The organism is Streptomyces cyslabdanicus (assembly GCF_052663305.1).
In genome coordinates, this window is sequence record NZ_JBQRUW010000064.1 from 57,090 (window position 1) to 79,340 (window position 22,251).

The 22,251-nt window shown below is 72.3% G+C and carries 27 protein-coding genes and 1 pseudogene; 15 read left to right on the plus strand and 13 right to left on the minus strand.

From position 1 onward, the window contains the following. Positions 1–19 precede the first annotated feature (19 nt). The gene (locus ACTYVM_RS32645) at positions 20–151 is read right to left on the minus strand and encodes a hypothetical protein (RefSeq protein WP_445529435.1); all 132 of its coding nucleotides are present in this window, start codon (positions 149–151) and stop codon (positions 20–22) included. Between the two features lie 397 nt (positions 152–548). On the opposite strand from ACTYVM_RS32645, the pseudogene ACTYVM_RS32650 reads away from it, so the two are divergent. Continuing rightward, positions 549–969: pseudogene (locus ACTYVM_RS32650) on the plus strand (LysR family transcriptional regulator); the annotation flags it as partial. A 240-nt stretch (positions 970–1,209) separates the two neighbouring features. Further along, entirely contained in the window at positions 1,210–1,938 is a 729-nt protein-coding gene (locus ACTYVM_RS32655) for an MgtC/SapB family protein (RefSeq protein WP_445529436.1), read from the plus strand. 58 nt (positions 1,939–1,996) lie between these two features. Here the strand turns inward: ACTYVM_RS32655 and ACTYVM_RS32660 are convergent, their stop codons facing one another. The 5 genes from ACTYVM_RS32660 to ACTYVM_RS32680 form a co-directional block, all read right to left on the minus strand. After that, a complete protein-coding gene (locus ACTYVM_RS32660) occupies positions 1,997–2,203 on the minus strand; it encodes an ATP-binding protein (protein ID WP_445529437.1) in 207 nt (68 codons plus the stop codon). After that, on the minus strand, positions 2,200–2,424 hold the full coding sequence (locus ACTYVM_RS32665) for a hypothetical protein (protein WP_445529438.1): 225 nt from the start codon (positions 2,422–2,424) through the stop codon (positions 2,200–2,202). Before ACTYVM_RS32665 ends, ACTYVM_RS32660 begins: the two co-directional genes overlap by 4 nt. A 184-nt stretch (positions 2,425–2,608) precedes the next feature. Further along, positions 2,609–3,427 (minus strand): anti-sigma factor, encoded by an 819-nt coding sequence (locus ACTYVM_RS32670; protein WP_445529439.1) that lies wholly within the window; start codon positions 3,425–3,427, stop codon positions 2,609–2,611. A gap of 22 nt (positions 3,428–3,449) precedes the next feature. Next, entirely contained in the window at positions 3,450–3,983 is a 534-nt protein-coding gene (locus ACTYVM_RS32675; RefSeq protein ID WP_445529440.1) for a sigma-70 family RNA polymerase sigma factor, read from the minus strand. A gap of 515 nt (positions 3,984–4,498) precedes the next feature. After that, complete coding sequence (locus tag ACTYVM_RS32680; protein ID WP_445529441.1) at positions 4,499–4,651, minus strand: hypothetical protein; 153 nt, start codon at positions 4,649–4,651, stop codon at positions 4,499–4,501. On the opposite strand from ACTYVM_RS32680, the gene ACTYVM_RS32685 reads away from it, so the two are divergent. Genes ACTYVM_RS32685 through ACTYVM_RS32695 form a run of 3 tightly spaced genes read left to right on the plus strand, consistent with a single transcriptional unit; the run spans position 4,641 to position 6,393 of the window. Continuing rightward, the gene (locus ACTYVM_RS32685) at positions 4,641–4,886 is read left to right on the plus strand and encodes a plastocyanin/azurin family copper-binding protein (RefSeq protein ID WP_445529442.1); all 246 of its coding nucleotides are present in this window, start codon (positions 4,641–4,643) and stop codon (positions 4,884–4,886) included. The two genes, ACTYVM_RS32680 and ACTYVM_RS32685, sit on opposite strands and share 11 nt — an antisense overlap. Beyond that, positions 4,883–5,923: a metallophosphoesterase family protein gene (locus ACTYVM_RS32690; protein ID WP_445529443.1), complete on the plus strand. Its 1,041-nt coding sequence runs from the start codon at positions 4,883–4,885 to the stop codon at positions 5,921–5,923. Before ACTYVM_RS32685 ends, ACTYVM_RS32690 begins: the two co-directional genes overlap by 4 nt. After that, positions 5,920–6,393, plus strand: a complete 474-nt coding sequence (locus ACTYVM_RS32695) for a hypothetical protein (RefSeq protein WP_445529444.1) — start codon at positions 5,920–5,922, stop codon at positions 6,391–6,393. The genes ACTYVM_RS32690 and ACTYVM_RS32695 overlap by 4 nt, the downstream gene beginning before the upstream one ends. On the opposite strand, the gene ACTYVM_RS32700 is transcribed toward ACTYVM_RS32695, so the two are convergent. After that, a complete protein-coding gene (locus tag ACTYVM_RS32700) occupies positions 6,344–7,990 on the minus strand; it encodes a phospholipase C (protein WP_445529445.1) in 1,647 nt (548 codons plus the stop codon). The two genes, ACTYVM_RS32695 and ACTYVM_RS32700, sit on opposite strands and share 50 nt — an antisense overlap. Before the next feature lie 260 nt (positions 7,991–8,250). Here ACTYVM_RS32700 and ACTYVM_RS32705 point away from each other — a divergent pair, with 260 nt between their 5' ends. From ACTYVM_RS32705 to ACTYVM_RS32725, 5 genes are all read left to right on the plus strand, one after another. Continuing rightward, on the plus strand, positions 8,251–8,616 hold the full coding sequence (locus tag ACTYVM_RS32705; protein WP_445529446.1) for a DsrE family protein: 366 nt from the start codon (positions 8,251–8,253) through the stop codon (positions 8,614–8,616). Between the two features lie 80 nt (positions 8,617–8,696). Continuing rightward, the gene (locus ACTYVM_RS32710; RefSeq protein WP_445529447.1) at positions 8,697–9,083 is read left to right on the plus strand and encodes a hypothetical protein; all 387 of its coding nucleotides are present in this window, start codon (positions 8,697–8,699) and stop codon (positions 9,081–9,083) included. Positions 9,084–9,156: 73 nt separating this feature from the next. Then, entirely contained in the window at positions 9,157–9,639 is a 483-nt protein-coding gene (locus ACTYVM_RS32715; protein ID WP_445529448.1) for a hypothetical protein, read from the plus strand. Between the two features lie 64 nt (positions 9,640–9,703). Then, on the plus strand, positions 9,704–10,480 hold the full coding sequence (locus ACTYVM_RS32720) for a DsbA family protein (protein ID WP_445529449.1): 777 nt from the start codon (positions 9,704–9,706) through the stop codon (positions 10,478–10,480). After that, a complete protein-coding gene (locus ACTYVM_RS32725; protein WP_445529450.1) occupies positions 10,477–11,337 on the plus strand; it encodes a cytochrome c biogenesis CcdA family protein in 861 nt (286 codons plus the stop codon). The genes ACTYVM_RS32720 and ACTYVM_RS32725 overlap by 4 nt, the downstream gene beginning before the upstream one ends. A 16-nt stretch (positions 11,338–11,353) precedes the next feature. Here ACTYVM_RS32725 and ACTYVM_RS32730 read toward each other — a convergent pair whose 3' ends face one another. Continuing rightward, positions 11,354–11,932 (minus strand): restriction endonuclease, encoded by a 579-nt coding sequence (locus ACTYVM_RS32730; RefSeq protein ID WP_445529451.1) that lies wholly within the window; start codon positions 11,930–11,932, stop codon positions 11,354–11,356. A 238-nt stretch (positions 11,933–12,170) separates the two neighbouring features. On the opposite strand from ACTYVM_RS32730, the gene ACTYVM_RS32735 reads away from it, so the two are divergent. After that, a complete protein-coding gene (locus ACTYVM_RS32735; protein WP_445529452.1) occupies positions 12,171–12,503 on the plus strand; it encodes a putative quinol monooxygenase in 333 nt (110 codons plus the stop codon). Between the two features lie 52 nt (positions 12,504–12,555). Here ACTYVM_RS32735 and ACTYVM_RS32740 read toward each other — a convergent pair whose 3' ends face one another. Then, positions 12,556–14,448, minus strand: coding sequence for an exo-alpha-sialidase (locus ACTYVM_RS32740; RefSeq protein ID WP_445529453.1), 1,893 nt, complete (start codon positions 14,446–14,448; stop codon positions 12,556–12,558). Positions 14,449–14,704: 256 nt separating this feature from the next. On the opposite strand from ACTYVM_RS32740, the gene ACTYVM_RS32745 reads away from it, so the two are divergent. Then, on the plus strand, positions 14,705–15,583 hold the full coding sequence (locus tag ACTYVM_RS32745) for an endonuclease/exonuclease/phosphatase family protein (protein ID WP_445529454.1): 879 nt from the start codon (positions 14,705–14,707) through the stop codon (positions 15,581–15,583). A 23-nt stretch (positions 15,584–15,606) separates the two neighbouring features. Here ACTYVM_RS32745 and ACTYVM_RS32750 read toward each other — a convergent pair whose 3' ends face one another. Then, a complete protein-coding gene (locus ACTYVM_RS32750) occupies positions 15,607–16,329 on the minus strand; it encodes a CBS domain-containing protein (protein ID WP_445529455.1) in 723 nt (240 codons plus the stop codon). Positions 16,330–16,542: 213 nt separating this feature from the next. Between ACTYVM_RS32750 and ACTYVM_RS32755 the strand changes: the two genes are divergently transcribed. Further along, a complete protein-coding gene (locus tag ACTYVM_RS32755; RefSeq protein WP_445529456.1) occupies positions 16,543–17,592 on the plus strand; it encodes an aldo/keto reductase in 1,050 nt (349 codons plus the stop codon). Positions 17,593–17,622: 30 nt separating this feature from the next. Here ACTYVM_RS32755 and ACTYVM_RS32760 read toward each other — a convergent pair whose 3' ends face one another. After that, positions 17,623–18,765 carry an acyl-CoA dehydrogenase family protein gene (locus ACTYVM_RS32760; RefSeq protein WP_445529457.1) on the minus strand — a complete coding sequence of 381 codons (1,143 nt, stop codon included), beginning with the start codon at positions 18,763–18,765 and terminating at the stop codon, positions 17,623–17,625. Between the two features lie 263 nt (positions 18,766–19,028). On the opposite strand from ACTYVM_RS32760, the gene ACTYVM_RS32765 reads away from it, so the two are divergent. Both ACTYVM_RS32765 and ACTYVM_RS32770 read left to right on the plus strand, forming a co-directional pair. Next, positions 19,029–20,246 (plus strand): CaiB/BaiF CoA transferase family protein, encoded by a 1,218-nt coding sequence (locus ACTYVM_RS32765; protein ID WP_445529458.1) that lies wholly within the window; start codon positions 19,029–19,031, stop codon positions 20,244–20,246. A 136-nt stretch (positions 20,247–20,382) separates the two neighbouring features. Further along, positions 20,383–21,807: a purine-cytosine permease family protein gene (locus tag ACTYVM_RS32770; RefSeq protein ID WP_445529459.1), complete on the plus strand. Its 1,425-nt coding sequence runs from the start codon at positions 20,383–20,385 to the stop codon at positions 21,805–21,807. Positions 21,808–21,832: 25 nt separating this feature from the next. Here ACTYVM_RS32770 and ACTYVM_RS32775 read toward each other — a convergent pair whose 3' ends face one another. Together ACTYVM_RS32775 and ACTYVM_RS32780 are read right to left on the minus strand one after the other, a co-directional pair. Further along, positions 21,833–22,063: a helix-turn-helix domain-containing protein gene (locus ACTYVM_RS32775; RefSeq protein WP_445529460.1), complete on the minus strand. Its 231-nt coding sequence runs from the start codon at positions 22,061–22,063 to the stop codon at positions 21,833–21,835. After that, a partial coding sequence (locus tag ACTYVM_RS32780; protein ID WP_445529461.1) for a zinc ribbon domain-containing protein occupies positions 22,017–22,251 on the minus strand: 235 nt, incomplete at its 5' end. The genes ACTYVM_RS32775 and ACTYVM_RS32780, both read right to left, overlap by 47 nt.

The window sequence follows — 22,251 nt, forward strand, 5'->3', positions numbered from 1 at the left end:
GCCCGAGGACCGAGGTGCCTCAAGCAGCGGCCGCCGTCGGGTGGCCGCTGCGGGCGAAGGCGTTCCAGAGCTGGACGAGCAGACGGATGACGAGCGCCTCGATCACGGCGACCGCCACGTGGGTGAGGAGCGAGGTCAACAGGTGGGGCACGGCGCGCCGCCCTTCTTGTGCATGTTTGGGTCTCTTACCTTTGCTTACCTTTGTCCGCTGCCGCGACATCGCGCGGACCGACCCCGGGTGACCGCGGGTTTAACTTTCGGTGTCACCTGGGGCGGGGGCGCGCGGGATCAGCCGGCCGCGGTCGCGACCACGAGGCCGAGTCCGATCAGTGCGACGCCTGTGGTCCGCCCGAGCAGGCGGCGGGTCCCCGGCTCTCCCAGGACGCGCCCGGCCCTGGACAGCAGGAGAGCATAGCCGCCCAGCCAGGTGAGGGTCAGGGCGGCATGGAGGAGGGTCCTGTGGACCGCCCAGGACGCGCCCAGCGCCTTGAACGCGGGCAGCCCCGGACGGCACGACTCGTGCTTGACGAAGACCCGCCCGATGGCCGGCCACCGTCGCCGCCGCCCTGTCCTACGCCCCCTCCTCCGTCTGCCGGCAGCTGTCGCAACCGGAGGCCGAGGTCGGCGTCCCGATGCTGGAACCCGCCGGGCGGCGAGTACGGCTGACCGAGCAGGCCGAGATCCTCGTCGCCCACACCGAAGCGGTCCTCGAACGCCTGGAGCGCGCCGAGGCGGAGATCGCCACCTCGCTGTCCGATCTGACCGGCACGCTGCGCGTCGCCTCGTTCCAGACGGCGGCCCTGGCTCTGGTCCCCACCGCGCTCGGCCTGTTGCGCGACCTGCACCCGCAACTGCGCGTCCACGTGACGCACATGGAACCCGAAAGGGCCCTGCCCGCCCTGCTGGCCCGCGACTTCGACCTGGTCCTCGCCGAGGAGTACCCGGGCAACCCCAACCCGCGGTCGGCGCGCGCGCCGCATCTCCACCGTGGTACGCCGCGGCCGCAGCCGGCCTCCCGCTGTCCTCGCCTGCCGCGACGCCCTCCTGCGCGCGGTCACCCTCCAGCCCGTCCACACCGATCGCCCCGTACCCCGGCTGGAGAAGTGACGCCGCCGCCACGACCGCGCGCTCCGGGCCGTACCACTCGTGCTGTGCCAGGTTGGGGGTAGATGTCGGCTTGACGGAGAACGTACGGGTCAGGAGGTGCGCGTGACGGAGCTGGCGGCGGGGTTGTGGGACTTGAGCGGGCAGGGCGTGCGGCAGTTGTCCGAGCTGGGGCTGGCGCTGCTGCTGTCGAGCCTGATCGGCTGGGAGCGGGAGGCCAAGCAGAAGAGCGCGGGCCTGCGGACGCACACCCTGGTCGGGATCTCCAGCGCCCTGATGATGGAGGTCTCGCAGCACGGGTTCAGCAATGTCCTGGGCCTGGAGAACGTCTCCTTCGACCCCTCCAGGGTGGCGGCGCAGATCGTCTCGGGGATCGGGTTCATCGGCGGCGGGCTCATCTTCGTGCGCCGGGACGCGGTACGGGGGCTGACCACCGCGGCGACGGTCTGGCTGACCTGTGCGGTCGGCATGGCCTGCGGCGGCGGGCTGCCCATCCTCGCGCTGGCCACCACGATCGTGCACTTCCTGGTCGTCCGCGGATACCCGCGCCTGCTGTCCACCCCTCTGATGCCCGGCACGTCCACCCACATCTTCGAGGCGCGCCTGACCTACCGGACGGGCACCGCGCTGCTGCCGCGCCTGATGCAGGTCTGCACCAGCCGCGGCTTCCGCATCCTCCAGGTCAGAGTCGAGCGGCTGCCCGGCCGTACCGACGACGCGGCACAGGTGCTGCTGGAACTGGAGGGCACCGAGGATCCCGCGCGCCTGGCGTCCGAGTTCTTCCAGGAGGACGGAGTGATCGACGTGGAGATGGTGACCGGCGACGAGGAATAGCCGCGTACCCAAGTCCCGTCCGCGTCCCCGCCGGCGCTCGGGCGGATACGCGGTTCCGTCACGCCCGGAACCGCAGGCAGGCGCGGACCTCACGGCCGCCGCGCGTCTGGTGGACCTCGGTCGACTCCGCGAGGTAGCTGACGATGCCGGTGCCGCGGCCGTGTTCGTCCGGGGCCACCTCGTGGTGACGGTGCTCCACGGTGGTACCGGAGTCGCTGACGACGATGTGCAGGGTTCCGTGGTCGAGGAGGAGCAGCAGCGTCATGTGCTCACGGCCGTACTGGGCGGCGTCGCGGTGAGTTCGTCGACGATGAGGACGGCGGAGTCCCGCTCGCCCTGGGGAACGTGCCAGCAGTCCAGCAGATCCGCCGCGAAGTGACGGGCGGCCGAGACGTGCGCCGCCTGCGCGGGGAGGGTGAGCAGGGCCTGCTGGCGGCAGTGTGAGAGCAGTGGTGGGCTCGAACAGGCGGGATCGGTCACAAACATGGTCTTGTGGCTCTTCTGTGAGGTGCGGAGGCCGGAATCCGAGGGACCGTCCGGGTGCCGGGTGGAATCGGTTCGCCGGGACCCGAGTTGGACTCCTCATCCAGTTGCACGCAGAGCGGGTACCACACGGTTCGAGCTGATTGCACCTTTCACGGCTTTTCCGTGGGTGCGGACTCCCGGGTGCCTACGCGCGCATCGTGACCAGCTTCTGACCGTTGCCCGTGATGATCTCGAAGTGCTCGATGGCGCCCGGCGAGAGGGGGACCGCTCCTGGGATCTTGGTGCCGGGTGGATACTGACCCGCACGCCAGGTGGCGGCGTCCGCCCTCGTCCCGCCGGGCCCGATCGCCTGCAGTCGGCAGACGACGCCGGCGGGCGCCCCTCCGGCGGAGACCTGGAGGACGCTGCCCCACGCGGAGGGCGAGACCTTCACGGAAGCGGTGACGCCGGTGACGGGATCACGTCCGGAGAAGGTGCGCGAGGGGGCCTGCGCGATCGCTCCGGGCGGCGTCGCCTCACTGACGACGGAACCGGTGGCCGCGAGCCAGGTACCGCCGATCGCCGCAGCGATGAGCGTCAGGGACGCGGCCGCTCCGGCCCACTGCAAGCGCCAGCTCCTGCGGCGCCTGGCCGCGGCCTGCTGGAGCATCCGGTCGAGGAGGCCCGCTTCGTGCGCCTCAGGGGCCGCGGACGCGTCGGAGCGCGCCTCAGGCGCGTTCGACGCGCTCTCGGCGGCCCGCCGCACCAGCCGGTCGGCGAGATCCCCGCCGACCGCCGGCATCGCCCCACCCGCGGCCTCGGCCTCGGTGCCGGTTGCGACGTCGGCTTCCGCTTCGGTGACCGTCGCGAGCAGGGCCGGCAGTCCCGCCAGCTCGGCGTGTTCCTGCCGGCATTCGTCGCACACCGCGAGATGGGCGCGCACCTGCTCGCTCTCCGCCGGGGAGAGCGAGCCCAGGACGTATCCGCCCAGCGCCAACCGGAGTGCGTCGTGGTCCGCGTTCATGGTCGACACCTCCTCCACGCCGTCATGGCTCGATCCCCCGCTCCCGGAGTACCAGCCTGAGGGCGTGCAGGGCGTAGTAGGTCCGCGACTTCACAGTGCCCAGCGGGATGCCCAGCACGTCGGCGGCCTCCGCCATGGTCCGGCCGCGGTAGTACGTCTCCAGCAGGACGGCGCGGTGGTCCGGGGACAGCGTCCGCAGGGCGTCGGCCACCGCCCAGCTCTGCAGCGCCTGCTCGATCTCGTCCTCGCCCCGCGTCCGCTCGGAGGCCTGCTCCAGAGCCTCGCCGTCCACCTCGGCCGGCCTGGCCCTGCGGGCCCGGTGGTCGTCGATGACCACGTGCCGGGCGACCGTGCACAACCAAGCCCGCGCCGGGCCGCGAGCCGGTTCGAATGCTGCGGGGTGCTGCCACGCGCGCAGCAGCGTCTCCTGCACGACGTCCTCGGCCCACTGCCGGTCTCCTGAGGTCAGGCGCAGCACGTAGTGGAACAGGGGGCCCGCATGCTCGGCGTACAGGGTGCGGAGCAGTTCCTCGTCCGTGGTCGAAGCGGTCCCCATACCAGGGACACGGCGCGCGGAGCTGTCCGGATCGGCCGTTGGCCCACGTTTTCGGTGAGTCCATGGCATATGCCGATCCTCGCGCAGATACTCCCCTTTGTCGTGTTGTTTGTCGTGTTGTTTGTCGTGTCGCGCCCGGCAGACCGCCGCCAGTCCCGGAGAAGCTCCACCGCCGTCCACGGAGAAGTCGCACAAAGGTGCTCGGCCACCGAACCGTAGGGCCCCAGCCGTCCGTGAAACCACGCAAGAGCGCAGATACACGCCATATCCCCCACGGCGCGGTCCCGCGCGGTCGTGCGCGGTCCGACTCCCCCGCACCGTTCCGATCAGTTGGGAAGAATCACCATGCACCCGAACATCGGTCCCCCCCGTCCCCCACGCCGACGCCGGTGCCTCGCGGCGGGCGGGCTGGTCGTCGCGACCGTCGGCACGCTCGGACTGCTCAGCGCGTGCGACCAGTCACCGCATTCCCCGTCCGCCGCAGCCGGCGGCATCACACCTGGTCATGGGCAGAGTCAGCCGGCCGGGACGCCCGGCGCCCCCCGGTCGGGGGGCGCGGCGGGCTCCTCGACGGGCGCTCCGGCGATGCCCCACATGACCATGCCCACGACGTCACCGAGCGCGCGGGCGCCGGCCTCGCCGGTGCCGGGGAACGCCGTGGCGATCAAGAACTTCGCGTTCTCCCCCGCCACGCTGAAGGTCAAGGCGGGTACGACGGTGACCTGGACCAACCAGGACACCGACGCCCACACCGTCACCAGCGCCGGATCCGGCGGTCCGTTGCACTCGCCCGCCCTGGCGACCCATGCCACCTACAGCCACCGGTTCACCACGCCCGGCTCCTACCACTACCTCTGCACGATCCACCCCTTCATGACCGCCACGGTGGAGGTGACCCGATGACCGCGTACCCCGGCCGCCCCGATGAGCGGCCCGATGACAGGACCGGCCCGGCACCCGTGGACGGCACTGAGCCGCCCACCGGCCCGGACGGCATGACCAGGCGTCAACTCCTGCGGCATGCGGGGTGGTTCGGCGGAGCCGTGGTGCTGACCGTGGCCAGTGGAGAGGTGATCAGCCACATCGCCGACACACGCGGCACCGCCGGAACAGCGGCTGCCGGCACCGCCGCTGCGGGAAGCGGCACGACGGCGAGCGGCGCGCTGCGGTTCGTGCAGGTCTCCGACAGCCACATCGGCTTCCAGGGGCCGGCGAACATGGACGTGGCCGGCTCCTTCTCCGAAGCGATCCGCCAAGTCAACTCGCTCGGTTTCCGACCCGACTTCGTCATGCACAGCGGCGATCTGACCCACCTCTCCACGCCCTCGCAGTTCGACCAGGTCAGGCAGATGATGACCGGGATGCGGACCGACCGCGTCTTCACCGTGCCCGGCGAGCACGACTCCATAGGCGACGCGGGCCGCGCCTACCGGCGGACCTTCGGCAAGGGCACACTCGGCGACGGCTGGTACAGCTTCGACACCCACGGCGTGCACTTCATCGCCCTGGTCAACACCCTGAGCCTGGAGAAGCTCGGCCATCTCGGCAACGAGCAGATCGACTTCGTGCGCAGGGACCTGGCGGGACTCTCGTCGGACACGCCCGTCGTCGTCTTCAGCCACATCCCGCTGTTCGCCATGTACCCGCAGTGGGGCTGGAGTACGGACGACGCGTTGCGCGTCATCGCCCTGCTGCGCCGCTTCTCCTCCGTCACCTGCCTCAACGGGCATGTCCACCAGCTGTTCACCAAGACGGAGGGCAACATCACCTTCCACTCCGCCACCACCACGGCCTACCCGCTGCCGAAGCCCGGACGGGCCCCCGCGCCGACTCCGCAGGTCGTGCCCGCCCGCCGGCTCAAGGACGTGCTCGGCATCCGCACGGTGGGCTACCGCCGAGGCGACCGGGAGCTGGCGATCAAGGACGAGAGGCTGGCATGACCTTCGGAAGGCTCCTTGCCCCGGCCGTGCGCGCCGCGATCGCCGCCACGCTCGCCGGGAGCGGGTACATCCACGCCCGGCTCTACGTCGACGAGTACCGCTTCATCCGCGTCGTGGGCCCCCTGTTCCTGCTCCAGGCGAGTGTCTCCTTCGCGGTCGCCGCACTGCTGCTGATCGGGATGCCGCCGCTGCTGAAGCTCGCCGCCGCGGGTGTGGCGCTGGGCGCCCTCGGCGGCTTCGCCGCCTCCCGCACGGTGGGCGTGTTCGGATTCACCGAGCACGGCCTGCGGCCCGCCCCGCAGGCCCTGCTCGGCATCCTGACGGAGACCGGCACGCTCCTGCTTCTGGCCGCCTGGCAGGCCTGCACGGCCGGACGACGCACCGCCGGGTACGCGGCGTGCGCGCCGATGCCGTCGGCGGCTACCTGGTTCCCCGGCCGCCGGCGGCGACGGCCGGGGACAGGTCGTTGACGACCGCGTCACGGGTGGCGACGGGCTTGAGGCCGTAGCCGCGCTCGATGGTGGCGAGGATCGAGGTGGTGTCGTACACGGTGTGGTCGACGGCCGAGCGCGGCAGCGAGCGGGAGACGACCAGGGCGGGGACGCGGGTGCCCGGGCCCCAGGCGTCATGGGCGCCGCGCGTGGGCGAGCCCGGTCCGGGGGGCGGCAGATGGTCCCACTGGCCGCCGAACTCGTCGTAGGTGACGACCACGAGCGTGTCGTCGGCCTGCGGGCCCTCCGTCACCGCCTTGAGCAGGTCGACGAGGTGGTCGCTGCCGTCCGCCTCACTGGCATAGCCCGGGTGCTCGTTCTCGGCGCCGTAGGGCTTGACGAAGCTGACGGCCGGCAGGGTGCCGGACCTGGCGGCGCGCAGGAACTCCGTCTCGTCACGGAGGTGGCTGCGGCCGGGCTTGCCGGGAGCGTAGTCGGCGAAGTAGTCGAACGGCTGGTGGTGGTACTGGAAGAGCGGTCCTGGATGCCCTGCTTCGGCGTCGTCCCAGCCGCCGGAGTACCAGTTCCAGGAGATGCCCGCGGCGGTGAGCCGGTCGCCGATGTTGGGGTACTTCGTGTCGTCGATCAGCGGGATCCGGGGGCCGCTGCCGTACGGTGCGCTGGACGGCTGCACCGTGTTGACGGCCAGGTTGCCGCAGGCGTGCGCGTAGTCGGCCGGGTCGCCGTCCGGGCAGGTGGTGGTCAGCGCGCCGTCGACCACCGGGCCGGTCGCTCTGTACAGCGGGGAGGAGGCGGGCATGCCGCCCGCGTCCAGGACCGTGTTCTTCGCGCCGGACGCGCCGTCACTGGTGTCCTGCGGCGCCCGCGCGGCGATCAGGTACTGGTGGTTGAGGAAGGAGCCGCCGAACGCGCCCTGGAAGAAGTGGTCGGCCAGGACGTAGCGCGGGGCGCCGGGGGCGTGCAGGTAGCGGTGGAGCGGCAGTGCCGTGGTGTCGTAGTGGCCCATGGTGAGGCCGGTCGCGTCGGAGGCGGTGACGTAGCGGTCCTGCCGGCCGCCGTCGATGGCGTACCGGTTCTGGTAGAAGCGGTGCACCAGGTCCCGGGTGCAGCCGCCCGGCCGGGCGCCCGGGGAGTCCCTGGCCACGCCGTCGTCCGCCTGGACCCCGGGCGCGGGGCAGGTGTGGTCCCGCGGCCCGATGTGGTCGTCGATGGTGAAGGGCTCGTTGGCGAACGCGCTCGCCTCCACCTTGTGGGCGGCGTCGTGGCAGGTCGACGGCAGGGGTGGGCTGGTCAGGTTCACGTCGTTCTGGAGCAGGCAGCGGTACGCCGTGCCGTCCTGGGCGCGTTGGGTGCGCTGCCGGGCGCCGGCCCGGGCCAGGCCCTCGACCTGCCGGCCGCCGACCGGCCCCCAGGTGCCGTAGAGGTTGTCGAAGGAGTGGTTCTCCTCGTAGAGCACGACCAGGTGCTTGTAGCCGCCGGGCAGCGTGTGCGGCGCGACCTGCCGCGCCGGTGCGTCCGAGGGCGTCAGGGCCAGGATCACGGCGGCCGTCGTACCGACCGTGACAGCGGCCGGGCGGCGTCGGGCGGGCGGCCGGGGTCGTGTGCTGCGTCCCATGGGGTCTTCTCCAGCGGTGTTCGACGGCAGGTCAGGGGCGGGCCCGGGCGCACGGCTCGGTCGGTCCGAGGCGGCCGGCGCGCAGAAAGGTAACGGGTCGAGGCGTCTTCCGGCGGGTGGCGCGCCCGGCCGTGAGCGTGCGGGTCGGCCGGCGGACGCCGCTGCTGATCCTGGACGAGCGGACCGCCTCGCCGGGCGCGTCGTGCCGCGCCGCGCTCGGGCCCGCGTCAAGGCGCTGTCCGGTGTGCGAGGGTTGCCCCATGAACGCCGAGAACACCGGGAACGCCGCGTCCGGTCACCCCGCTCCCGTCCGTGTCGTCGTGTCGGCTCCCCGGCCGGACCGTGTGGTGCGCGCGGTGGGGAACCTGGTGGCGGCGGCGGACCGTCCCGTCGAGGTCGAGGTCGTCGTCCACGGCGCCGGACTGGACCTCGTGCTGGGAGAGGAGTCCGCCGAGCAGGTCGCCCGGCTGCTGGAGACCGGGGCACGCGTCCTCGCCTGTGCCAACAGCCTCTCGGGGCGCGGCCTGACCGCTGACACCCTCGTGTCCGGCGTGGGAGTCGTACCGGCCGCCGTGTGGCACCTGGCCCTGCGTCAGCACGAGGGGTGGTCCCTGGTTCCGCTGTGATGACGCGCCCGGTCCCGGCTTCGATACGCCCGGGGGTACCTGGGCTATGGTGTCGGGACCGAGGAAGTGGAGGGACGCCGATGCGTGGCAAGCGGCACGGTGCCCTGGGTGCCGGCCTCGCGCTGCTCGTCCTGCTCGCCGCGCTGTTCTGCGCCACCACCGCCTCCCCGCCCGCGTTCCGGGCAGCGCCCTCCGCGGCCGCGGCCGGCCCGCACCTGGCACCGTGTCACAAGACGCTGGACGAGCCCGGTCACGGCCCTCCCACCGCCGCGGGCAACGGCCCGTGTCTGAAGAAGGCCCAGCCGGAGCGGCAGCATCTCCGGTTCGGTGCGCCGCTCGCCCCTGCTCTGCCGGCGCACACCGTCGACACGGCACCGGCGCCGGCCTCCGCGCACCGTGCGGTCCGGCGCCACGGGCCGGAACCCTCTCCCCCCGACCTGACCGCACTCTCCGTACGCCGGGTGTAGGCCCGCGCGCCGCGTCCGCGCGTCCCTGCCGCCTCCCTGTCACCCCGTACGACCGGAGAGTCATCCGTTGTCCGTGTCCCGTTCCCCCCGTGCGGCATGGGCCGCCCTGCGCCACTGGCCCCGACGCCGCTGGGCCGCCGTCGCGGCGGCCACGCCCTTGGCGGTCCTCGCCCTGGGCGTGCCCACCGCCCTCGTCCCGACCCCGCTGTTCTCCCGCTCGGTGCCGCCGGTGTGGTGGAACTACCCGGCGCTCGTCCTCACCGCCGTGCTGTCCTCCGTGGTGCTCGCCACCTATGTGCGAGCCCGGCCCGTCGCGGACCGTGACGACACGACGGGGCGTTCGCTCGGGTCGGCCGGCGCGGTGCTGTCCCTCCTCGCCGTCGGCTGCCCCGTCTGCAACAAGGCGGCCCTGCTTCTGCTGGGGGCCTCCGGCGCGCTGAGCTACTGGGCGCCCCTGCAACCCGCGGTCGCGGTGCTCGCCCTCGCCCTGCTGGCCGAGGCCGCGCTGCGGCGCCTTGCCGCGGAGGCGGCCTGCCCGGTGCGTCCCGTCGCCTGACCGCTGTCCTCGCCTTCCTCCTCACCCACTTCGCTGTCACACACTTCACTTTCGGAGGTGTTCCGTGCCTTCTTCCTCTCGTGCCCGCCGTCGCCGCCTGACCTGGATCGCCGTGGGCGGCGGTACGGCGGCCGTCGTCGCCGCGGTGGCCGCCCTCGCCGGCGGTTCCGGGGACTCCGCGCCCCGGGACCGGCCTGCGGCCGCCGTCCCGCCGTCCGCGGTCTCGCCGTCCGCGGCCCCGCCGTCCGCCGGTGATGCCACCCCCGACGAACAGCGGAAGGCGCTGCTCGCCCTGGCCCGCAGGGACCAGAAGGACCCGCTGGCCCTGGGCCGCGCCGACGCGCCAGTCGTACTGATCGCCTACGAGGACTTCCAGTGCCCCTACTGCGGCAGGTTCGCGCGGGAGACCAAGCCGGAACTCGTCCGCTCCTACGTGGACAAGGGAGTGCTGCGCATCGAGTGGCGCAACTTCCCCGTGTTCGGCGCCGAATCGGAACGGGTCGCCCGGGCCTCCTGGGCCGCCGGACGGCAGAGGCGGTTCTGGCAGTTCCACGATGTCGTCTACGCCGAGGAACGCCCGCGCAACAAGGGCGCGTTCTCCTCCCCCCGGCTGCGCGAGATGGCCCGTGAGGCGGGAGTCGCCGACCTCGACCGCTTCGAGACCGACCTGAAGTCCGAGGCCGCCGAGGTGTCGGTGAGCAGGGACCGGGAGGAGGGCTACGCGCTGGGCGTGTCCAGCACGCCCGCCTTCCTCGTCAACGCCACACCCGTCCTCGGCGCGCAGCCGCTGGGCACGTTCACCGCCGCCGTCGAGAAGGCCGCGAAGGAAGCCCGACGGTGAGCGGGGTCACCGTCGCGACCGCCTTCCTCGGCGGCCTGCTGGCGCTGCTCAGCCCGTGCAGTGCGCTGCTGCTGCCGGCGTTCTTCGCCTACTCGTTCACCAGCCGCACCCGCCTGTCGCTGCGCACCGCCGTCTTCTACGCGGGGCTGTGCACCACGCTGGTGCCGCTCGGCGTGGCGGGCTCCTTCGCCAGCCGCCTGTTCTACGGACACCGCGAGGTGCTGGTCGCGGTCGGCGGCTGGACGATGATCGGGCTGGGCCTCGCGCAGATCCTGGGCCTCGGGTTCGGCTCGCGCCGCCTCCAGCAGGCGGCGGGTGTCCGCAGAACCGGGTCGGCCGTGTCCGTCTTCGCCCTGGGAGCCGTCTACGGCTTGGCGGGCTTCTGCGCGGGTCCCATCCTCGGCGGCATCCTCACCGTCGCGGCGCTCGACGGCAGTCCGGCGCACGGCGGGCTCCTGCTGGCCGTCTACGCGCTGGGCATGGCCGTTCCGCTGTTCGTCCTGGCGCTGCTGTGGGACGGCTGGGACCTCGGCCACCGGCGATGGCTGCGGGGGCGCGCGCTGCGGTGGGGACCGCTGACGGTGCACACCACCTCGCTCGCCGGCGGGGTCCTCTTCGTCCTGCTGGGCGTGGTGTTCCTGCTCTTCGACGGCACCTCGGCGCTGCCCTCCCTCCTCGACATCGACACCGAGGCGGCCTGGGAGAGCGGCGCAAGGCGGATCGGCGAGGCCGTCTCCGACCGGGCTCTGCTACTGGTGCTGGCCCTGGCCGGCGCCGGTACGGCGGCGGCCGCCGTGCTCCGGCTTCGCCGGCTCCCGCACGGGGAGGACCCGGACGGCACCGACTCCGCCGCCTGACCGGACGGACCTCCCGTCAGTCGCGGTCCGGGCTCAGTCGGCGGTTCGTTCCGGACCGGCCGATGTCCAGGTCCAGCAACGCGGTCAACGCGGTCCCGCTGTTCCAGAAGCCGAGCAGGTCGACGTCGACGAGGAACAACCGGTGCCGGGCCGCGAACGCGCGGGCCGGCCCGGTGAAGACGCAGGAGGCGACGAAGACCGGGACGTCGGCCCGGTGTTCGGCTCGTGCGGTGCCGTTGAAGGTCTGGAGGTCACGGCTGCCGACGCTGCGGTGCCTGGCGTACCGCTTGCACTGGATCACGATGCGTCGGCCGTCGGGCAGGCGGCCGGTCACGTCCGCGCCCAGATCACCGGCGCCGCCGACCCGCCGGACGTCGGTGCAGCCGTCCCGGCGGCACAGGGCGGCGACGTGCTCCTCGAAGCGCGGGCCGTCCATCGCCCAGACCTCGTCCAGCGACCGGCGCGCCTGCCGCCGCGCCTCCTCGGCGAGTCGGGTCCGCTCCGCCCGGGCCTCCCGCCGCCCGGCCCGCACCAGGCCCGTCACGACGGCCGCGGCCACGACGACGGCGCACGCCACCAGCAGCGCGATCCCCATCGGGTTCCGTCCCCTCCCCCTTGCGGCGGTGCGCCACCGCACCCCCGAGCGGTCTGTTCCCCGTCGGCTACGATCATCACAGCCTGCCGTGTCCGACCTGTCACGGCTACGGCCGTATTCAGCCGACCCACCACCGGCCCGTCCGGCCCGCACAGCGGCACCCCTGTGGCGCCGCTCGCGCGTGGGGCCGCACGGCGGGCGGCTCGGTCGCGTGGGGAGAGCCACCCGAGGGAGACCGATGATCTTCATCACCGCCAAGTTCCGTGTCCGCTCCGAGTACGCCGACCAGTGGCCGGGGATCGCCGCCGAGTTCACCGCGGCCACCCGCGCCGAGCCGGGCTGCCTGTGGTTCGACTGGTCCCGCAGCGTCGAGGACCCGACGGAGTACGTCCTGGTCGAGGCCTTCCGTGACGACGCGGCGGGGGCGGCGCACGTGCGGTCGGAGCATTTCAGGGCCGCGCAGCGGACCCTGCCGCCCCATCTGGCCGAGACGCCTCGGATCGTCAACGCGAACCTGGCGCAGGACGACTGGTCGCTGCTGGGCGAGATGGCCGTCTCCGGACAGGAGTGAGACACCGCCTCGCGGGAGTTCTCCCGCGAGGCGGTTCGCCCGGGGCGACGGGTCAGTCCAGTGCGACGCGCTCGCCGGTGTGCCCGACCACGGTGACGGTTCCGCCGGAGGTCGAGGTCCACTCGGTCACCGGGGTGAAGTGCCCCGCATCCAGGTCCTCCTGCGAGACGACGTGGTACGGGAAGGCGCACGTGTAGGAGGCGTGCGCCCCGAGGTCGCGCCACCGGCAGTTGCGTGCGTCGGTGGCCGGGTCGAGGTCGCTCAGGTTCCCGCTCGGCACCACCGTGGTGGTCGCGTCGGACAGGTTGGTGACGGTGTAGGTGAAGACCAGCGTGTCACCGGGCCGGTAGCCGTCGTTCCGCGGGTTGGTGAGGGTGCCGCCGGTCACCTGGATGCGGCCCGGCGTGCTCTCCTCGGCCGTCTTCGGCACCTCGACGGTGAAGGAGCCCCGCGAGGTACGTCCCTTGGTGTCCGTGAGCGTGGCGGTCACGGGGTGGCTGCCGCCGGTCGCGTCCTCGGGGACGGTGAGGGTGACGGTGACGGCCTCGGAGGAGTCCGGGCGGATCCGCTCCGGTGGCGTGAGCCGGTACGTCCAGCCCGCCGGCACCCCGAGGGCGAGGTCCTTCACGTGGAGGGCCGACCCGCTCTGGTTCGCCACCGTGAGCGTGAAGGCCGCCGTGCCGCCGCGCTCGATGGTGGGGTCGTCGGCCGTCAGCGGCGCGGCGACGCCCTGGAGCCAGGCGAGGTCGAACCGGGCGAAGCGGATGCCGCCGTTGCCGCCGTCGGGCTCGTAGAGCAGGCCGACGGCGCCGCCGGGCAGGGTGGCCAGTGTCGAGTAGGCCATGCCGTCCGGCTGGAAGACCCGCGCGACCGGCCATGTCCGGCCGTCGTCGAAGCTCATCCGGACGGTGCCGTCGGCCCGTTGGCCGGTGGAGCCCGCGTTGGAGAACAGCAGCACCTTGGCACGGTCCGAGCCCTGCGGCGCGTTGGGGAAGGCGCGGACGATGGAGGCGTTGTTCGCCGGGTCGGGCAGCTCCCGGTCGAGTGTCACCTTGCCGTAGGTGACGCCGCCGTCGTCGGAGATCGCGACCTTGCGGTAACCGGAGCGGTCGGAGTCGCGGGAGTTGAGCATGACGCGGCCGTCGGAGAGTTCCACGGTCTTGTTCTCGTCCATGCCCGCGCCGACCGGCTCGCCGACCTTCCAGGTCCTGCCGTGGTCGTCGGAGTACACGGACACGGCCTGGAGGACACCGGCGCCGTTGATGATCGTGTACTGCTGGAGCAGCCGCCCGGCGTACGTGCCGTACTTCAGCTGGATGCCCTGACCCGACGCGGCGAACCGGGAGCGCCAGCCGAGGTCGGCGGTGACGTCCTCGGTGATGACACGGTGCCGCCAGGTGCGGCCGTCGTCGTGGGAGACGCTCACCTCGGCGTGGAGCACATCGCGGTCCTCGGGGTCGACACCGGGCCGGGACCCGGCGAAGCCCTGGTCGAAGGACTTCACGTGGAAGTTGAAGATGTCGCCGGTGGAGCGGTCGACGAGGTAACTGGGGTCGGAGTAGCCCTCGATGGGCGCCTCCCCCTTGCCCCCGTGGACGGTCGTCTGCTTCTCCCATGTGGCGCCGTCGTCGGTGGAGCGGCGCTGGAGGATGGAGTTGGGGCCGGGCGCGTCGATCGCGGTGGGCCGGCCGTCGTACGCGGCGAGGATGTCACCGCTGTTGGTGACGGCCAGCGCCGGAATGCGGTAGTTCGGGAACCCGCCCTCGCCGTTGGTCGCGAGTTGCTGCTCCGTGTAGAAGGGCTTGCCGGCCTGAGGGGGCCTGGCGTCGAAGTCCGGTGCTTGCTTGCCGGCCGCGGCCGCGGGCACGCCGCCCGCCAGCGCCACGACGGTGCAGAGCCCGACCAGACCTGCTCCCCGTCGGAGCCTTCGCCGGAAGTGAGACATCGCTGTCCTATCGCTCGGAACGGCAGGGCGTCTGCCGCCGACGGGATCATAAGACGTCTGACGTCTTACGTGAACCCTCCGGTTCCACGGATGTACCACGGCAGGGACGTCGGCCCGCCATGGCACCGACCGCCCGTCAGGGACCGGACGGAGGCGGTCTCGACGCGGGCGGCATCGTCAACCACACTCGTCACAGCGGTTGTTCTGTGACCGTTGTTCTGTGACGGTCCGAGGAGACGGTGAAGGGGTCGACGGCATGAAGCCCACGTTCCGACGTCCTGTCCGGTGCGGCCTGGCCGCCGTGCTCGCCGCCACCGCCGCGCTCGCCGTCGCGGGTCCGGCGACGGCCGCGGACGCCGGCCCGGCCGGGTCCCGCGCCCCGGCGGTGCCGCTCCGGGTGGCGACCTACAACATCCACGCCGGGGCCGGCGAGGACGAGGTCTTCGACCTCGACCGCACCGCGCGGGCCCTACGTGATCTGCGCGCCGACGTGATCGGCCTCCAGGAGGTCGACGTCCACTGGGGCGACCGCAGCGACTTCGTCGACGAGGCCCGGGCACTGGCCGAGAAGCTGGACATGCGGGTGTTCTTCGCACCGATCTACGACATGGACCCGGCCACCCCGGGCGCCGAGCGCCGCCGGTTCGGCGTCGCCGTGCTCAGTCGCCACCCGGTGCTCGAGGCCGAGAACCACGAGATCACCCGGCTGTCCACCCAGACGAGCGATCCGGTGCCGGCCCCGGCGCCCGGTTTCGCCGAGGTGACGCTCAACGTCAGGGGTGCGCACGTGCACGTCTACGACACGCACCTGGACTACCGGGGCGACCCGTCGGTCCGCACGGCCCAGGTGGCGGACATGCTCGACGTGCTCGCCGCCGACCGCGGTCCGAAGGTCCTGGTCGGGGACTTCAACGCCCAGGCGAACGCCGCGGAGTTGGCGCCGCTCTGGCAGCACCTGAGGGACGCCGCCCCCGACGGCGGCGGGACGTACCCGGCGGTCCATCCGGAACAGCGCATCGACTTCGTGACCGTCTCCCCCGACATCACCGTGGCCGGTGCCCGGGAGATCGCCACGGAGGCGTCCGACCACCGACCCGTGGTCGCGGACCTGGAACTCCACCAGCGCGGCCGCTGACCCGCCTGATCCTGGACGTCTGGCTACCGGCGGCGTCCGAAGAGGAGCCGGGGCGGTGACAGCACCGACGACAGTCCGTGCCCACCACCCGGCGCCGTGCGCACCCCGACCCCGGAACGAGCCGAACCGCCGCGCACGGCGGGAGGGTTCACGGTGTCGTCCCGGTCGAAGCCGAGCCGGTTCACCACCTCCACCACGCCGTCGACGCTGTCGCACAGCCGCACGGTGACCGGGATCAGGCTCCTGCGCTCCACCGTGCCGCTGAGGACCACCCGGCCCTCGGCGACCTCGACTGCGAGCGCCGAAGGCCGCAGGCCCAGCGTTCGAACGATGACGTCCTCCAGGATCTCCCGCTGAATCTCCCGGTCCCGGCGCAGAAACAGCCGCACCAGGTCGCTGCGGCTGATCACGCCGGCCAGTCGGCCGTCGCCGTCCACCACCGGCAGGCGCTTGACCCGGTGCCGCTCCATCGTCCGCGCGGCACGCACGGCGTGCCAGCAGGGCTGCGCGACGACGGCGGGGCTCGTCATCAGCTCCCCCGCGTTCCTCCCCGCTCCACCGCGGGTCTGCTTGCGGAGAAGGTCCGCCTCGGACACCACTCCGATCGGCCGGTCCTCGTCGTCGACCACCGGGACGGCGGTGATGTCGTACTCGTCGAGGACGCGTGCGATCTCCTTGAACGCCGTGCCCGGTCGCACACTCACGGCGGTGGGGCTCATCAGCTCGCCCACACTGCGTCGTCTCATCACTCAGCGCCCTTCCTGTCACCTCCAGTCCACCCCACCCGCCGCCTTCCCGCTGAGGCCGAACAGTCCCTGCCGGGACCCCGAAAGTCCCTTCGTCCCCCGCGCGGTCACCCGTGCCGGGCGACGGCGGACTCCTGGGCCGCGCTTGCCTTGGAGCGGACTCCAGTTCGTAGGGTCGACCCGTCCAAGCAAGCGCCGGCCAAGGAGAGTCGTATGCGTCACCGCGTTCTGGGCGGGACCGGTATCAAGGTCAGCCCGTACTGTCTCGGCACGATGATGTTCGGGTCCGTCGGCAACGCCGACCACGACGCGTGCGTCCGGATCATCCACGCCGCGCTGGACGAGGGGATCAACTTCGTCGACACGGCCGACATGTACTCGGCCGGGGAGTCGGAGACGATCGTCGGCAAGGCGCTGAAGGGCCGACGCGACGACGCGGTGCTCGCGACCAAGGTCCACTTCCCCATGGGGGACGGCCCCAACCGCGGCGGCAACTCACGGCGTTGGATCGTCCGGGAGGTGGAGGACAGCCTGCGGCGGCTGGGAACGGACTGGATCGACCTGTACCAGGTGCACCGGCCGGACCACACCACCGACATCGAGGAGACGCTCTCGGCCCTCACCGACCTGGTGCGCCAGGGCAAGATCAGGGCGTTCGGCTGCTCCACCTTCCCCGCCGACGAGATCGTGGAGGCATACCACGTGGCCGACCGGCGGGGGCTCCAGCGGTTCCGCACCGAGCAACCGCCGTACTCGCTGCTGGCCCGCGGCGTCGAGCGGCGGGTGCTGCCGGTGGCGGAGCGCCTGGGGATGGGGGTGGTGACCTGGAGTCCGCTGGCCTCTGGGTTCCTCACCGGCCGCTACCGCAAGGGCCGGGCTCTCGATCTGAGCAGCGGGCGCCCCACCCTGCACCCCGACCGCTTCGATCCGTCGGCGCCGCGCACGGCCGCGAAACTGGAGATCGTCGAGCTGCTCGTCGAAGTGGCCCGCGAAGTGGGCTGCTCACTGCCGGAGTTGGCCATCGCCTTCCCGCTCGCGCATCCGGCCGTCACGTCGGTGATCATCGGCCCGCGCACGATGGAGCACCTGCACAGCACGCTCAAGGGCAGGTCCGTGGTGCTGGACGACGCCGTACTCGACCGGCTCGACGCCATCGTGCCGCCCGGAACCGACGTCTACCCCCCTGACGGCGTGTGGACTCCGCCGTCTCTCGCCGAACCGGCGCTCAGGCGACGCCCGGCCGCGTCCCGGTCCGCCGTGTGAAGTCCGGCGAGGGCCAGGGCGCAACAGGACCTAGGGCAGGTTGCGGGCCACCACGATCCGCTGGATCTGGTTGGTCCCCTCGTAGATCTGGGTGATCTTCGCATCGCGCATCATGCGCTCGACGGGGAAGTCCTTGGTGTAGCCGTAACCGCCGAGCAGTTGCACCGCGTCGGTCGTCACCGCCATGGCGGTGTCGGAGGCCAGGCACTTGGCGGCCGCCCCGAAGTACGTCAGGTCGGGTGAGCCGGCACAGCTGCGGGCGGCGGCGGCGTGGACCATCTGCCGTGCCGACTCCACCTTCATGGCCATGTCGGCGAGCATGAACTGGACGCCCTGGAAGTCGGCGACGGCCGTGCCGAACTGCCGCCGTTCCCGGACGTAGGCGAGCGCGGTGTCGAGGGCTCCCTGAGCGATGCCGAGCGCCTGGGCAGCGACCGAGACCCTGGTGTGGTCCAGGGTCGCCAGTGCCAGCCGGAGGCCCCTGCCGCGCTCGCCGAGCAGGCGGTCGCCGGGGATCCGGCAGCTGTCGAAGTAGACCTCGCGGGTGACCGAACCCTTCAGCCCCATCTTCCGTTCGGGCTCGCCGTAGCCGATGCCGGCGTCGTCCGCGTGGACGACGAACGCCGAGATGCCGCGGGAGCCCGCGTCGGGGTCGGTGACCGCGAAGACGATGAGGTACCTGGCCACGCCGGCCGAGGTGATCCAGGTCTTGACGCCGTCGAGGATCCAGCCGTCCCCGTCGGCCGTGGCACGGCAGCGCATCGCGGCGACGTCGCTGCCCGCCTCCCGCTCGCTGATGGCGTAGGCCATCAGCGCGTCCCCGGAGGCCACTTCGGGCAGGTACCGGCGCCGCTGCGCCTCCGTGCCGGCCAGCAGCAGCGGTACCACGCCGAGCTTGTTGGACGTCTGGATGGTGGACGAGGACGCGCACACCCGGGCGACCTCCTCGACCGCGATGGCCGCGGCGAGGGCGTCGACACCGTCGCCGCCGTACTCCTCCGGGATGCCCGGTGCGTGCAGCCCGGCGGCCACCAGCGTGTCGTGGTTCTCGTGCGGGAAGGCGCCTCGCGCGTCGACCTCCGCCGCTCGGGGCCCCAGTTCCTTCTCGGCCACGGCGCGGGCCGCGGCGCGGAACTCGTCGTACATCGGGGGCAGCAGGTACGGCGTCGTCATGAGTGCTCCTCGGTCGGAATGTCGACACGTCGGGATGTCGGCACACCGGCACGTCGCCATGCCGGGATGCCGGGATGCCGGAGTACGGCTGGGGTACGGGTCCGGCTCCATTGCGGCGCGGAACCGCCCGCCGCGCCAATGTGCGTGCGCACGACGATTCGGCGGATCTTCGTGCAGCCGCACATCGACGCCTCGAAGCCCCCGCGCTTACGTTCCGCATGCCGCGGTGTGACGCCGCCGCCCCGACCGAAAGGCGTGAAGCCATGACTGTTCTGCACGGCCTGCGCGTGCTCGACCTGAGCCGGGTGCTGGCCGGCCCGTACTGCACGGCCCTGCTGGCGGACCTCGGCGCCGACGTGGTCAAGGTCGAGCCGCCGGGCGGTGACGACGCCCGGCACCTCGGACCGTTCCAAAAGGGCGAGAGCGTGTACTTCGCCCAGCTCAACCGCGGCAAGCGCAGCATCGTCCTCGATCTGAAGGATCCCGGCGACCACGCGCTGCTGCTGCGGCTGGCCGAGCAGGCCGACGTCTTCGTCGAGAACTACCGTCCCGGGGTCGCCCGGCGGCTCGGCATCGACCACGCCACGCTCCGCGCGGCCAACCCGCGACTGGTCTACGCGAGCATCTCCGGCTTCGGGCAGAGCGGCCCGATGCGGGAGTATCCCGCCTACGACCTGATCGTCCAGGCCATGTCCGGCCTGATGGCCGGCACGGGCACCCCCGACGGGCCGCCCACCAGGGTCGGCGAGTCGGTCGGCGACCTGGTGGCCGGACTGTTCGCCTCCTGGGCCATCAACGCCGCGCTGTTCGACCGGGAGCGCAGCGGCCGGGGCCGGTACATCGACGTGGCCATGCTCGACTCGCTGGTGTCACTGCAGGTGACCGCGATGAGCCTGCTCACGGCGACCGGACGCCTGCCGGGCCGGGTCGGCAACCGGCATCCGGTCTCCACCCCGTTCGACACCTATCGCACCGCCGACGGCCTGGTGGCGGTCGCGGTCGCGGGCGAGGCGGTGTTCGCCCGGTTCGCCCGGATGGTGGGGCGGCCCGACATGCCGTCGGACCCGCGCTTCCGTGACGACGCCGCCCGGGCGCGGCACATCGGGCAGGTGCGGGAGATCACCGAGCGGTGGTCGGCCGGACTGACCACGGACGAGGCCCTGAAGGCGGCGCGGGCGGCGGGGGTTCCGGCCGCCCCGATCCGGGACCTGGCCGAGGCGGTGGACAGCGAGCAGATCCGCGGGCGGGGGCTCGTCGGCGAGTTCGACCACCCCGTACTGGGCCGCACGCCGTTCCTGCGCCAGCCTGCGCGATTCGGCCCGGACGACGCGGCGGCCGGAACGGGCACCGGCACCGATACCGACACCGACAGTGGCACCGAGGCCCACGGGAGCTCGGCGTCGAGCCCCGCTCTCGGCGAGCACGCCGACGCGGTCGTCGGGCAATGGCTCCGCGAGAGCCGGGTCGGGGGCCGTCGGTGAGTCCGGGGCCCACTGCCTCCCCCGGACAATCCCCAGCCCAGATTTTGCCGCCGAAGTATTGACCTCTCATTCATCTGATCCCATCCTGAATGACCTTATGCAGTTCACGAGCGGATCCGTGAAAGAGGGCATATCCATGACAGGCGTGGTAGAGCAACGCTCGATCGATGTCGTCCCCGACGCCGAACGGCACGGCAGCGCGTTCAGCCAGTTCACTCTCTGGCTGGGCGCCAACCTCCAGATCACCGCGGTCGTCACCGGCGCGCTCGCCGTCGTCTTCGGCGGGGGCGCGTTGTGGTCGATCATCGGTCTGCTGCTCGGCAACCTGCTGGGCGGTGCGGTGATGGCCCTGCACTCCGCCCAGGGGCCCCGCCTCGGCCTCCCGCAGATGATCTCCAGCCGGGCCCAGTTCGGCGTCCGCGGAGCCGTCGTCCCGCTGGCCCTGGTCGTCGTCATGTACGTCGGCTTCTTCGCCAGCGGCAGCGTGCTGGCGGGCCAGGCGGTTGGCGAACTCACCCACCTCGGCGACACCACGGGCATCGTGATCTTCGCCCTGGTCACCGCGGTCACCACACTCGTCGGCTACCGGCTCATCCACACCCTGGGCCGGGTGGCCAGCGTCGTGTGCGCCCTCGCCTTCGTCTACCTCGGCATCCGCCTCCTCGATCACACCGACCTGAGCACCCTCCTCGCGAACCGCTCCTTCGACCTGCCGCTGTTCCTCCTCGCCATCTCCCTCTCCGCGTCCTGGCAGCTCGCCTTCGGCCCCTACGTCGCCGACTACTCGCGCTACCTGCCCCGCTCCACCTCTCCCCGCGCCACCTTCTGGTGGACCCTCGGCGGCTCGGCCCTCGGCTCCCAGTGGTCCATGACCTTCGGCGCGCTCGCGGCGGCCGCGGCCGGCAGCGCCTTCGTCGACAACCAGGTCGGCTACGTCGTCGGCCTGGGCGGCGCCGGCCTCGCGGCCTCGTTCCTGTACTTCGTCATCGCCCTGGGCAAGCTGACGGTGAACGTGCTCAACACCTACGGCGGTTTCATGTCGGTGGTCACCGGCATCAGCGGCTTCCGCGAGCAGCGGGCGCTGTCCACCCGCGGCCGCGCCGCCTACATCGCCGGGATCATGATCGCGGGCACCGCGGTCGCCCTCCTGGGCAAGGACAGCTTCCTGACCTCGTTCAAGGACTTCCTGCTCTTCCTGCTCACGGCCTTCACCCCCTGGTCGGCGATCAACCTGGTGGACTACTACCTGATCGCCAAAGAGCGCTACGACCTGCCCGCCCTGAGCGACCCGCACGGCCGCTACGGCGCCTGGCGCGTCAAGGCACTCGTCGTCTACGGCGTCGGTCTTCTGGTCCAACTGCCGTTCCTGGCCACCAGTTTCTACACCGGTCCGCTGGTGGCGCCGCTCGGCGGCACGGACATCTCCTGGATCGTCGGCCTGGCCGTACCGGCCGCCCTCTACTGGCTCACGGCCCGCCGGGACACCGCCCACGTTCCGGACCGCATGATCCTCACCACCGAGCCGGCGACGAGGACCGCTTCCCCCTCCCCCACCCCCTGACGGCGGCGGGGCCGGGCGCACCCGTTCACTGCCCGGGCGGTGCGCCGGCGGGGTCGGCCTCCAGCGCCAGGAGGGCGAGCCACAGCTCCGTGCGGTCGGTCAGACGGTCGAGATCGCGGCCGGTGAGCTGCTCGATCAGCCGCAGCCGTTGACTTGCTCCTCGGGCTGAAGCCCGAGGATTCTGGCCTTCCGCTCCGGTGTCTGTGCCGCTATGCGGCGCTGGCTCCGGTGCGGATTCCGTGGCTTCCTGCTTCACCGCGCTGTGCCGGAATACGTTCCGGTCTTACCTGCGCTCCACAGGCTGTCACCGCCAGTCCGACGGCCTTGATGTTGATGGCGGCGTTGTGGTCCCGGTCGTGGACCGTGCCGCAGGCGGTGCAGGGTGGAACTCGCGGCGCGCGTCGGCCACCCGCGCGTGCGCGCGGGCCACCTTCAGACGGGCCT